Below are 11,538 nucleotides of genomic sequence, written 5' to 3'. Positions count from 1 at the left end.
TCTTTGGAGATATTTGAAATGAAAAAATCCCTGATCGCTTTGGCAGTTATCGCCGCTTCCGGCGCCGCCATGGCCCAATCTTCCGTGACTTTGTACGGCCTGATCGATGTCAGCGTGCAGTCTTACAAAGCTAATGTTTTCACTGCTGCTGCTACCACTCCTTTCGCTGTGACCAGCACTAATATTCGCCAAACCCGTTTGGGCTCTGGCATCCAGAACGGAAGCCGTTGGGGCATGAAGGGCGTGGAAGATCTGGGCGGCGGTTTGAACGCTGTGTTTGATCTGCAAAGCGGCTTCAACGTGGATACTGGCTCTAGCGCCCAAGGCGGTCTGTTGTTTGGTCGTCACGCATTTGTCGGTCTGAACGGTGGCTTCGGTACTGTGACCTTCGGTCGCCACGACACCTCGCTCGACGACGAAATCGGTGGTTTTGTGGCATCTGGCCACAACAGCGTTGACGCAACCAGCGGCGCTGGTGTGTCCAAGGCTGTGGCCGGCGTGATTGCTGGTACCACCACCGCTACTACCGCTGCTAACGCAACTACAGTTGCTGGTGCTTTTAACGGTGTTGCTGGCAACGTAGGCGCTTGGGTTGGTTACAACTCGCGCGTCGACAACAGCATCAAGTTCCAAACCGCAAACTACGCTGGTTTCACGGGTTCCGTGACCTACGGCTTGGGTGAAGACAAGACTGGTACCACCAGCGCTACCAGCACCCTGTCGTTGGCTGCCAAGTACGCCAATGGCCCAATTGGTGTGTTGTTCGCTTACCAAGATGAAGCTTTGGCCAAGTCTGCAACCCAGACTGCAACTGGTGGTGACATCAACCTGAAGAATACCTTGTTCGGCGCTACATACGACTTCGGCGTTGCCAAGTTGTACGGTGCATACAACCAAGCCAAGCTGGATATCGGTACCTCTGAGCGCAAGAACAAGGAATACTCGGTGGGCGTTTCTGCTCCCGTGGGTGCCTTCACTTTGCGTGCTGAGTACGCTCAGTCCAAGGGCGATGTATTCAGCGCTGTCGGTACAGATGTCAAGTCCAAAGGCTACGATCTGGAAGCCTTGTATGACTTGAGCAAGCGCACCACGCTGTACACGTCGTACGTCAGCACCAAGCATGATGCTACCGTTTCCAACAGCAAGACCACCTTGTTCGCTGCTGGCATTCGCCACAAGTTCTGATTGAACGCCAGCCTAAACGGGTTGGCTTAAAGTCAAATAACTAGAAAAGCCGCTGGGTGCAAACCCAGCGGCTTTTTGGTTTTTAGCGGCTCTGGCTGTAGTTGGAGTGTTCTTTGGGCGTGACTTGCGACTTTGGTAAACCGGGTAGACTCACCAAATGGAACTTGAAATTTTTGAAGCTTTGACCTCTGCTAACGTGTCCCCGGAAAGGGCTCGTAATGTTGCTGCGTCGATTAAAAAAGAAATCAATGAGCACTATGCCTTGCATGCGCAGCAGCTAGCAACCCGTGGTGATGTGGAGCAAGTTCGCAAAGAAATCGCCGAAGTCAAATCAGATTTGACCAAGCAAATGATGACCATGCAGGCAGATCTGATCAAGTGGATCGTTGGTGCCATGTTCGCAGGTATGGGGACGATTGCCAGCATTGTTAAATTGCTGCACTAAGCCCGTATTTATTTGCCAAAAAAAGCCGCTTTGAAAGCGGCTTTTTTGTTTACTCCAGGACTATTTTCTTACCCTTTCGCGCATCCTTCTTGGCCTGCCGCGCTGCATCGGCGGCTTGGCCCACGGCCAGCCATTGGGCGAATTCTTCCGGGGTTTCCAGCGTGACGCGGCCTAGCGTGGCGGAGCGGAATTCGGTGAGCACGACCTCAGAAGCTTTTTGCAGGTTGACCTTGCCGCCGCCCAGCAGGCCACCGCGTTTGCGGGCGATCTCGGTGAGCACGCCGATGTCGGTCAGGCCCAAGATCGGGTCTAGTTTGTAGCGTTCTTCCACCTGCCCGGCATAGTGCTTTTGCAGAATCAGCAACAGCTCCAGCGCTACCTCTTCTTCGTCAAACGCATTGCGGCCGATGGAGCCGCAGGCGGCCAGGTGGTAGCCGCTTTGTTCGACGATGATGCGCGGCCACAGCATGCCGGGGGTGTCATAGGCATAGAAGTCGTCGGCCAGCACGATGCGCTGCTCCAGCTTGGTGATGCCCGCCTCGTCGCCGGTTTTGGCGGCGCGCTTGCCTTTCAAGGTGTTGACCAGGGTGGATTTGCCCACGTTGGGCACGCCGCAAATCAGCACCCGCATGGGCTTGACCATGCCGCCGCGCAGCGGGGCCAGCAGGCGGCAGGCGGGGATGAGGCGCTGGGCGGGCGCAACCTCGCTCGCATCCAGGGCGATGGCGCGGGTGCCGGGCAGGGCGTTGTAGTGCGCCAGCCACAGGGCGGTGCGGGCGGGGTCGGCAATGTCTTGCTTGTTCAGCACTTTCAGCGTGGGGGTGTCGCCGATCAGCTCGGCCAGCATGGGGTTGGCGCTGGAGCCGGGCATGCGTGCGTCTAGCAGTTCAATCACCACGTCGATCTCTTTGAGGCGCTCGGTGATGGCTTTTTTGGTCAGGTGCATGTGACCGGGGAACCATTGGATGGCCATGGGGGTCTTTCTGGTGCCGCGTAATGCGTAAGGGGGCACCGATCGTAACCGCCCCTACCGGAAGAGTTGGCCGTTGCCCATGCGCACGCGGTCGCCGATGCGCAGGTCAGTGGGTGCGGGCACGTTGAAGTAGCGGTAGCTGCCGTCGTCGCCTTGCACGCCTACGCGGTAGGACTCTTGCACCTGGCCGGGCTGCTGCTGCTGGCCTTCGACGGCATTGCCAGCGATGGCTCCGCCCAAGCCACCCAGCACGGTGGCCGCGCCTTTGCCAGAGCCACCGCCGATCTGGTGGCCGATGACGGCACCCAGGATGCCGCCGATCAGGGCCCCGCCGCCGCTGGGCTGGGGCCGCTCCTGGGTGCGCACCAGCTCCATCTGCGCCACGCGGCCGGTGTCCATGCGGGCGACGGGGCGGACCACCACGGGTTGTTGTGCGGCTTGCTGGTAGGGGGCGACGACGCAGGCGGTCAGGCTGCTGGCGAGAAGGGTGGTGGCTACTACGGTGGAAATCAGGCGCATGAAGGGTTCCTAAGGGATGGGGCTTGGTACTCTATGACGCACCAAGCGGTGCTTGGTTGACAGGCCGCGCCCGACATTGGTTCCACCGCCTGCGTTAACGCGGTGTAACCGCGACAATCGCCAGCCTTTCTACTTGCTGGCCTCCTGTGAAACCCAAAGACTTCCTCCGAACCATTCCCTACCTGGCCTGGGTGGTGATTTACACCGCCTTTTGCGCGGGCATTTTTGCGGCTATTTTGGGGGCGGTCACGCCCGAACTGCGCGCGGAGCTGGACAACTACCAGCAGCTGGGCATTTTGATGATGGTCTGGTCTACCGGCTCGGTGCTGGGGGCTTTGCAGGGCGGGCGCATGGCGCAGCGCTACCCGCCCCGGCCGCTGTTTTTAGGCTACACCGCTGCGGCGTTGGGGTCGATTGTGCTGATCGTGCTGTCGCCCAACTTCGGCACGTTGCTGCTGGGGTTTTTTTCGGTGGCGCTGGTGGAGACGGCGCTATTCACGCTGGCGCACGGCATTCTGGCCGATGTGAGCCCGCAGCCCGAGCTGCGCGCCCGGCTGCTGAGCATGGTGGACGTGGCCTTCAGCCTGGGCAATTTGCTGTCGCCCTTGCTGGTGATTGGCGTGCAGGCGGTCAACACCAACTGGCGTGCGCCCTACGCGCTGTATTTGTTGCCGCTGCTGACGGTGCTGCTGCTGTTCTGGCCACGGCGTTATTTTGCGCATCTGGGTGCGCCGCACCACGCAGCGGATGAGGCGGGCGGTGCGCTCAGCTATGCCCAGTTGCTGCGCCGCCCGGTGATCGCCTGGACGGTGGCGGGCGGGGTGCTGGCCGGGTTTTTGGAGTGGGGGCAGAACTTTTGGTATGTGAGCTACGGCATCCAAGCCCAGCACCTCAGCCCTAATGGCGCGCGGGTGGGCTTGCAGTTTTTTGTGGCGGGCATGGTGGCGGCGCGGCTGTGGCAGGCGTTTTTCCACAGCAGCTGGTCGATACGGCAGAAGCTGTGGCGTATGAACCTGCTGGCGCTGGTGGGCATGGGGTTGAATGCCTTGCTGCCGGGGGTGGGCGGCTGGTGGCTGCCCGCAGTGGGCAACCTGCTGTTTGGCCTAGGGATTGGGGTGGTGTTTCCGGTGCTGCTGGCCACCATGATTGACGCGGCCCCGGGGCAGGCTTCACGGCTGTCGGCCCTGCTGATGATTGGCTTTAGCCTGGGTTCGCAGTTGGCGGGGCTGCTGGTGGGCAGCCTGTCGGACTGGGTGGGGCTGCGCTGGGCCTATGCCTGCATGCTGCTGGTGGTGCTGGCGTTTACGGCGGTGGTGTGGCGGATGATTCGGTTCGCCCCGCCGCCGTTGCGAAGTTAAGCATCAAATAGGCCTATAGCGCATATGCTACTTGCGCAAGATGCTATTTAAAATATAGCAACTACGGTGCGGGGCAGGCGGCGTTGGCGTGGGCATCCAGCGCGGCCACGGCTGCGGCCATGGTGTGCGCGGCGCGCTGGGTCAGGCGCTGGGCAGCTTGGGCCAGGGCGGGTATGCCGGGGCTTGTACCTGTGTCTATGGGCTCGGACTGGCTCCATTGGCAGGCCAGGCTGCGCGCACCGTCGCTGCGGCGGATGGTCCAGCTGAAGCTGGCCTGCACTTGGCTGTCTAGGGCCGCATCCCACTGGCGCAACTGCACGGCGATGCGGTAGACCGGCTGGTCGGGCAGGCGGCCACCGGTGGTGACATCAATCGCCCCGAGTTGCTGGGCGATGCCCTCGGCCAGTGCGTCGTGCAGTTCTCTGTCGAAGGGGGCTGCCCAGCGGTGGAGTTCCAGAATATCCATGCGGGTGCTGGCGCTGTGGACCACCAGTTGCGGGCGGATCAGGCGTTCGGCCATGGCGACAGACGGCACTTCGATTTGCAGGGCGCTGGTTTTGGCGGCTGGTGCCGTGGGGGCCAGGCTGTAGTAGTGCGTGGCGGGCGGGGTGGCGCAGCCTGCCAGAGCCAGGGCCCACAGCAGCGCGGTGGCGGGAATCAACTTCATTTTTTCTCCTCGGATTTGCCACGCAGCAGCGACTCGGGGTGCTGCTCCAGCATGTCGGTCAGCACTTTGATGGAGGCGGCGGCGCGGTTGACTTCGCGCAGGGTTTGGCGCAGGTCTTGTTGCAGCGGCGCGTCTTCGGCCAGGGTGCGCTCTGCCGTGCCCAGGGTGCGGTTGGCGGCGGTCAGGGTGGTGCGTGCGTCTTGCATGGCGGCGGTGAGCGCGGGGGCCACGTCGTTATTGAGCTTTTGCACCAGCTGCTCGGCACCGACCAAGGTAGTGTCCAGCGTGGCCAGGGTTTTGCGCAGGTCGGTGCTGAGCTGCTCGAACGGCACTTTGTTGATCTTGGCGACGATCTCGGACACCTGGGTTTGTAGCTCGTCCAGGCCGTTGGGCAGGGTGGGCATTTCGATGGGCTCGCCGGGCTTGTTGCGGGCCAGTTCCACGGCGGGGGCTTTAGGGAAGAAGTCCAGCGCCACGTACAACTGGCCGGTGAGCAGGCTGCCGGTGCGCAGCTGGGCACGCAGGCCACGGGCCACCATCTGCTGCAAGCGCTGTTGCTGCACCTCCAGGGTTTCAGACGGCAGGCTGCCGGACGCAGGGCCCAGGCGGTCGGGGTAGACCTCGACCAGCACCGGCATGCGCAGTTGGCGCTTGTTGCGGTCGAATTCCACGCCGATGGACACCACTTTGCCCAGTACCACGCCCCTAAAGTCCACCGTGGCACCGGGGCTCAGGCCGCGCAGCGACTGGTTGAAGTGCAACAGCAGGGTCTGGGCCGGGCCGTCGGGGGCTTTGAGGGCGGTGGTTTCGTCTTCGGCCAGGGCGAAGCTGGTGTTTTCGCTGGCCTGGGGGCCGGTGGCATCCAGGGGCGCTTGCAGGGCAATGCCGCCCAGCGCCACGGTGGCCAGCGACTGGGTGCGCAGCTTGAAGCCGCTGGCGTTGACCTCTATATCCACCCCGCTGGCATGCCAGAAGCGGGTGTTGGCGCCCACAAACTTCTCAAACGGGGTGTTGACGAAGACGCGCAGGGTCACGCCCTTGCCGTCTTCGTCCAGCGCGTAGGCCGCCACCTGGCCGACCTTGATGCGGCGAAAGTACACCGGCGAGCCGATGTCGAGCGAGCCGATGTTGCTGGCGCGCAGTACAAACTGCCGCCCGGAGGCATCGCGGGTGACGATGGGGGCCACTTCCAGCCCGGTGAATTCGCTGCGTGTGTCGTCCGACGTGCCCGCGTCGGCGCGGATGTAGGCCCCCGACAGCAGGGTGCCCAGCCCGCTGATCCCGGCGGCCTCCAGCCGGGGCCGGATGACCCAGAACCGGGTGTCGCTGGCGACGAAGCTTTTGGCCTCTTTTTGCAGCTGCACGGTGGCGATGATGCGGGAGCGGTCCTCGGCCAGGGTGATGGCAGTGACCGAGCCGATCTCTACGTCTTTGTACTTGACCTTGGTTTTGCCGGCCACCAGCCCTTCGGCGGTGTTGAAGCTGATGTCGATCACCGGCCCCCGGTCGCGCACGGTCTTGATCACCAGGGTGATGCCCACCAGCGCGGCCACGATGGGGACGATCCAGACCAGCGATGGCAGCCAGCGGCGCGCGCGGGTCACGGTGGGGGCGGGCAAGTCCGATGGCAGAGACGGAGGCAGGGATTCAGGTGGGTGCATGCGGTGGATTGTGCAGGGGGGAATCGGTGGGGATGGGGGTTGGGTCATCCCAGGTCAGGCGCGGGTCAAAGCTCAGGGAGGCCAGCATGGTCAGCACCACCACCGTGGCAAAGGCGGCAATGCCCAGCCCGGCGGTGACTTCGGCCAGCCCCTGGATGCGCACCAGCCCGGCCAGCAGCGCCACCACAAACACGTCCAGCATCGACCAGCGGCCAATCACCTCGACGATGCGGTACAGCCGCGCCCGGTCGGGCCGGTTGTTGCGGCTGTGCCGCTGGGCCATGCACGCCAGGATGGTCAGCGCGCCCAGCTTGAACAGCGGCACCAGAAAGCTGGCCACAAACACCACCGTGGCCAGGCCCCAGGCGCCGGTGACCCAGAAGTAAATCACCCCGCTCAGGATGGTGTCTTGCTTGGTGGTCAGCAGGTTGCTGGTGACCATCACCGGCAACAGGTTGGCGGGCAGGTACATCAGGTAGGCGGCGGCCAGCAGGGCCCAGGTGCGGTTCAGGCTGTCGGGCTTGCGGCGGTGCAGCGGGCTGCCGCAGCGCCCGCAGGCCGCGCCTTCGACGGCACCTTGCCAGACAGCGCCGCAGGGGTGGCAGGCGATCAGGTCCAACGACTGCGCGGTGCGGGGCTCACTCATGGGTTGGGCGCATGCACCGCCTCGTCAAACGCCAGGTGCCAGAAGTTGCGCGGCGAGAAAGACAAAATCGCTGTGAGCAGCACCGTCAGCGCCACAAACGCGCCCAGCGCCGGGCCGGCAATCACTTCGGCTGAACTGGTGAGTTTGACGATGGCCACCAGCACGCCCAGCAAAAACACCTCCACCATGCCCCAGGGTTGCAGCAGTTGCAGCAGCTTCACCAGCCAGGTAAAGCCCAGGGGGCGGCGTTGGCGGGGCGGAGGCAGCAGCAAATAAAGCAACACCAGCAGTTGCAGCAGCGGAAACAGCAGCGTGGTGGCCAGTACCAGCGCCGCCACCTCGCCCATGCCCTCTTGGGTGAGTGCTGCCACCGCGCCCACCAGCGTGGTGTCGCTGAACTGGCCGCCAATCACGATCGACACGATGGGAAATAGGTTGGCCACCGCAAACATCAGCAGGCCCGCCAGCACCAGCGGCAGCATGCGCTTGTGGGCATCGCCCTGGTAGCGCTCCAGCACCGTACCGCAGCGGGTACAGCGTGCGGTCTCAAAGGCTTGCAGCCGCGTCTTGGGATAGACCGCATCGCAGCCTTCGCAGAGGATGGCGTGGGGGACGAGTTGCATGGGGGCTGGCATGGTAGGTGCGTACTTTAGTCGGTTTGGACCTGCCCATTGCCGGGTCATCGCTTCTGGGTAAACTCATTTGATGCAACATTATTTCTACCAGCCAGCAGGCTTTTCCATTGATGGAGCCCCAACCCCATGAGCCGTAATTTGCGCGATGCGTTTGGCTGTTTTGCCACCGGGGTGACGCTGGTCACCACCCACTGGAACGGGCAGGACTGGGGCATGACCTGCAGCTCGTTCAATGCGGTGTCGCTGGACCCGGCCCTGGTGCTGTGGAACATTCGCCACAGCAGCGCCAGCCATGAGGCGTTTGTGCGCGGCGGTGGCTACACCGTGAGCGTGCTGGGCATCGAGCACAAAGAACTGGCCCAGGCCTTTGCCCGGGGCAGCCAGGCCGAGCGCTTTGCGGCGGGGCAGTTTGTGCGGCTGGATACCCAGCGCCTGCAACTGGTAGACGCGCTGGCCTGGTTCGACTGCACTTTGCAGCAAACCATGACCGCCGGGGACCACGACATCTTGATCGGCCAGATCGACGCCTGCGGCAGCCGCCCGGGCCGTGGCCTGGTGTTTGAGCGCGGGCAGTTTGCGGTGGATACGCTGGCGGTGGGGGTTGCGCCTACCTCGTCGTTTGAATGACCGATTGGATCGTGCCGGACTGGCCTGCGCCCAGCCGGGTGCGTGCCGTGTTCACCACCCGCGCCGGGGGCGTGTCTGCCGCGCCGTATGACGCGCTGAACCTGGGCGACCATGTGGGCGACGCGCTGGCCGATGTGCAGGCCAACCGCGCCCGGCTGGCCGCCGCCATCACCGCCCAGCCGGTGTTCTTGCAGCAAGTGCATGGCCGCGCTGTGGCGCACCTGACCGGGTCAACACCTGCGCCGCTGGTGGCCGATGCCAGCTTGACCACCCAGCCCGGCATTGCCTGCACCGCGATGGTGGCCGACTGCTTGCCGGTGCTGTTCACCGACACCCGGGGCACGGTGGTGGCCGCCGCGCACGCGGGTTGGCGCGGGCTGCTGGGTTTAGGGGGGCAGGGTGTGCTGGAAGCGGTTTATAAAGAAATAGTGACTCTAGCGCAGGTGGATCCTGCGCAAGGCGCTATAAAAATAATAGCTTGGCTGGGGCCTTGCATTGGGCCGGATGCCTTTGAGGTGGGGCCGGAAGTGCCCGCTGCCTTCATCGCCCAGCAGCCCGAGGCCGCCGCGTTGTTTGTGCGCCACGGCCCGGACAAATGGCGGGCCAACCTGCCTGGCCTGGCGCGCTTACGTTTGCAGGCGCTAGGGGTGCAGGGTATTTACGGCAACGACGGCAGCGCGGGCTGGTGCACGGTGGGCCATCCGTCACGCTTCTTCTCGTACCGGCGCAGCGGGGTCTGCGGGCGCATGGCGGCCTGCATCTGGCTCAATGGCTGAGTCAATGGTTGAGTTAATGGCCGCAGCTTCGCGCTTTTTGATGGCCTTGCGCCGCGCGGGCGCGCCCATCAGGTACACCACCAGCGACACCGGGCCCAGGCCGTACAGTAGAAACGTGAAGATGCCGCCCAGTACAGTACCGTTAGTATTGGTCGCCTCGGCGACAGCCATCATGAGGGCTACGTAGAGCCAGCCAATTGGAACGATGTACATACAAATTGTTTCAAAAACAGAGTGGTTTTCGCAGGGTTTTGCCCCTGCGGGTCGGATACCGTTAGCAACCTAAAGTACCGCTTTGTGAGGGATTTTCATGCATTCTGATCCAGACTGGGCCAAGAGCGCCCAGCAATTCCAGCAGACCTTGGGTGACAGTTGGACACGGGCCTGGGCCGATGCCATCAAGCCCATCCAGGGGCTGGACCTGGGGGAGCCGGTGGGCGTGGCCGCCACACCCAAAATCGCTTTCTCGCCGATCAAGCTGCAAGCCCTGCAAAAGCAGTACCTGGAAGAGTCCGCCCAGCTGTGGAACCAGAGTGTGGATGCCGCCGCCATCGCCAAAGACAAGCGGTTTGCATCCAAAGCCTGGTCTGAAAACCCGCTCACCGCCTACTCCGCCGCCTCTTACCTGCTGACCAGCCGCACCCTGATGGGGCTGGCCGACGCGGTAGAGACGGACGACAAAACCCGCTCCCGCATCCAGTTTGCGGTCGAGCAGTGGATGGCCGCATCCGCGCCCAGCAACTACCTGGCGATGAACGCCGAAGCGCAAAAGAAGCTCATCGACACGCAGGGTGAAAGCCTGGCCAAGGGCCTGCAAAACCTGCTGCACGACATGCAGCAAGGCCATATGTCGATGACCGACGAGAGCCTGTTCGAGGTGGGCCGCAATGTGGCCACTACCGAGGGCGCGGTAGTGTTCGAGAACGAGCTGTTCCAGCTGATTGAGTACAAGCCGCTCACGGCCAAGGTCTACGCCAAGCCGTTTTTGCTGGTGCCGCCCTGCATCAACAAGTTCTACATCCTCGACCTGCAACCCGAAAACTCGCTGATCCGCTACGCGGTGGAGCAGGGCCACCGCACCTTTGTGGTGAGCTGGCGCAACCCGGATAAGTCGATGGGCGACAAAACCTGGGACAACTACATCGAAGACGCTGCTATTAAAGCAATAGCTGTAACCCAAGACATCACGGGCGCTAAGCTCATTAATGCCTTGGGCTTTTGTGTGGGGGGTACGATTCTGAGCACCGCCGTGGCCGTGCTGGCTGCGCGTGGCGAAAAGCCGCTGGCCAGCCTGACCCTGCTGACCACGCTGCTGGACTTCAGCGACACCGGCATCATCGACATCTTTGTGGATGAAGCGATGGTGCAGTACCGCGAAAAGCAACTGGGCCAGGGCGGCCTGCTGCCCGGCGGCGATTTGTCCAGCACCTTCAGCATGCTGCGGCCCAACGATCTGGTGTGGAACTACGTGGTGGGCAACTACCTCAAGGGCGAAACCCCGCCGCCGTTCGACCTGCTGTACTGGAACAGTGACTCCACCAACCTGCCCGGCCCGTTCTACGCCTGGTATTTGCGCAACACCTACCTGGAAAACAAACTGGTGCAGCCCGGCAAAGCGGTGGTGTGTGGCGAGAAGATCGACCTGCGCCTGCTGGATATCCCGGCCTACATCTACGGTTCGCGCGAAGACCACATCGTGCCGATTGGCGGGGCCTACGCGTCCACCCAGCACCTGCCGGGCAAAAAGCGCTTTGTGATGGGCGCATCCGGCCACATTGCCGGGGTGATCAACCCGCCGGCCAAAAAGAAGCGTAGCCACTGGACCAGCGATGCCACCACCTTCCCACCCAAAGCGGAGGATTGGATTGCCGGGGCCCAAGAACACGCAGGCAGCTGGTGGCCCGACTGGTCGACCTGGCTCAAGGGCCATGCTGGCAAGCAAATTGCTGCACCCACCCAGTACGGCAGTGCCGATTACAAGGCGATGGAGCCCGCGCCGGGCCGCTACGTGAAAGCCCGTGCAGCGTAAGAAACATGCGTAGGACT

At 62.9% G+C, this 11,538-nt stretch carries 13 protein-coding genes; 6 read left to right on the top strand and 7 right to left on the bottom strand.

Annotation, left to right across the window (positions count from 1 at the left end):
• Positions 1-18 precede the first annotated feature (18 nt).
• Together AC0969_RS02095 and AC0969_RS02090 are read left to right on the top strand one after the other, a co-directional pair.
• A complete protein-coding gene (locus AC0969_RS02095) occupies positions 19-1,185 on the top strand; it encodes a porin (RefSeq protein WP_479622467.1) in 1,167 nt (388 codons plus the stop codon).
• Positions 1,186-1,342: 157 nt separating this feature from the next.
• Complete coding sequence (locus tag AC0969_RS02090) at positions 1,343-1,630, top strand: hypothetical protein (protein WP_479622466.1); 288 nt, start codon at positions 1,343-1,345, stop codon at positions 1,628-1,630.
• Positions 1,631-1,679: 49 nt separating this feature from the next.
• Here AC0969_RS02090 and ylqF read toward each other — a convergent pair whose 3' ends face one another.
• Together ylqF and AC0969_RS02080 are read right to left on the bottom strand one after the other, a co-directional pair.
• Positions 1,680-2,603: a ribosome biogenesis GTPase YlqF gene (gene ylqF, locus AC0969_RS02085; protein WP_479622465.1), complete on the bottom strand. Its 924-nt coding sequence runs from the start codon at positions 2,601-2,603 to the stop codon at positions 1,680-1,682.
• A 54-nt stretch (positions 2,604-2,657) separates the two neighbouring features.
• Positions 2,658-3,122 (bottom strand): glycine zipper 2TM domain-containing protein, encoded by a 465-nt coding sequence (locus AC0969_RS02080; protein WP_479622464.1) that lies wholly within the window; start codon positions 3,120-3,122, stop codon positions 2,658-2,660.
• A 146-nt stretch (positions 3,123-3,268) separates the two neighbouring features.
• Here AC0969_RS02080 and AC0969_RS02075 point away from each other — a divergent pair, with 146 nt between their 5' ends.
• Positions 3,269-4,480: an MFS transporter gene (locus AC0969_RS02075; RefSeq protein ID WP_479622463.1), complete on the top strand. Its 1,212-nt coding sequence runs from the start codon at positions 3,269-3,271 to the stop codon at positions 4,478-4,480.
• 61 nt (positions 4,481-4,541) lie between these two features.
• Here AC0969_RS02075 and AC0969_RS02070 read toward each other — a convergent pair whose 3' ends face one another.
• The 4 genes from AC0969_RS02070 to AC0969_RS02055 are packed head-to-tail and all read right to left on the bottom strand — an operon-like array spanning position 4,542 to position 8,077.
• Positions 4,542-5,147 (bottom strand): PqiC family protein, encoded by a 606-nt coding sequence (locus AC0969_RS02070; RefSeq protein WP_479622462.1) that lies wholly within the window; start codon positions 5,145-5,147, stop codon positions 4,542-4,544.
• The gene (locus AC0969_RS02065; protein WP_479622461.1) at positions 5,144-6,808 is read right to left on the bottom strand and encodes a PqiB family protein; all 1,665 of its coding nucleotides are present in this window, start codon (positions 6,806-6,808) and stop codon (positions 5,144-5,146) included. Before AC0969_RS02065 ends, AC0969_RS02070 begins: the two co-directional genes overlap by 4 nt.
• Positions 6,795-7,454, bottom strand: coding sequence for a paraquat-inducible protein A (locus AC0969_RS02060; protein WP_479622460.1), 660 nt, complete (start codon positions 7,452-7,454; stop codon positions 6,795-6,797). Before AC0969_RS02060 ends, AC0969_RS02065 begins: the two co-directional genes overlap by 14 nt.
• Positions 7,451-8,077, bottom strand: coding sequence for a paraquat-inducible protein A (locus AC0969_RS02055; RefSeq protein WP_479622459.1), 627 nt, complete (start codon positions 8,075-8,077; stop codon positions 7,451-7,453). Before AC0969_RS02055 ends, AC0969_RS02060 begins: the two co-directional genes overlap by 4 nt.
• Before the next feature lie 138 nt (positions 8,078-8,215).
• Between AC0969_RS02055 and AC0969_RS02050 the strand changes: the two genes are divergently transcribed.
• Positions 8,216-8,716: a flavin reductase family protein gene (locus AC0969_RS02050; protein ID WP_479622458.1), complete on the top strand. Its 501-nt coding sequence runs from the start codon at positions 8,216-8,218 to the stop codon at positions 8,714-8,716.
• Positions 8,713-9,492 carry a peptidoglycan editing factor PgeF gene (gene pgeF / locus AC0969_RS02045; RefSeq protein WP_479622457.1) on the top strand — a complete coding sequence of 260 codons (780 nt, stop codon included), beginning with the start codon at positions 8,713-8,715 and terminating at the stop codon, positions 9,490-9,492. The genes AC0969_RS02050 and pgeF overlap by 4 nt, the downstream gene beginning before the upstream one ends.
• Here the strand turns inward: pgeF and AC0969_RS02040 are convergent.
• Positions 9,421-9,705 carry a hypothetical protein gene (locus AC0969_RS02040; RefSeq protein ID WP_479622456.1) on the bottom strand — a complete coding sequence of 95 codons (285 nt, stop codon included), beginning with the start codon at positions 9,703-9,705 and terminating at the stop codon, positions 9,421-9,423. The two genes, pgeF and AC0969_RS02040, sit on opposite strands and share 72 nt — an antisense overlap.
• A gap of 97 nt (positions 9,706-9,802) precedes the next feature.
• On the opposite strand from AC0969_RS02040, the gene phaC reads away from it, so the two are divergent.
• Positions 9,803-11,521 carry a class I poly(R)-hydroxyalkanoic acid synthase gene (gene phaC, locus AC0969_RS02035; protein ID WP_479622455.1) on the top strand — a complete coding sequence of 573 codons (1,719 nt, stop codon included), beginning with the start codon at positions 9,803-9,805 and terminating at the stop codon, positions 11,519-11,521.
• The last annotated feature ends 17 nt before the right edge of the window (positions 11,522-11,538 follow it).

Source organism: Rhodoferax sp. LB1P47, assembly GCF_056521445.1.
The sequence above is the reverse complement of the archived record's forward strand: the minus strand, read 5'-3'. Positions and strand labels throughout refer to the sequence as shown.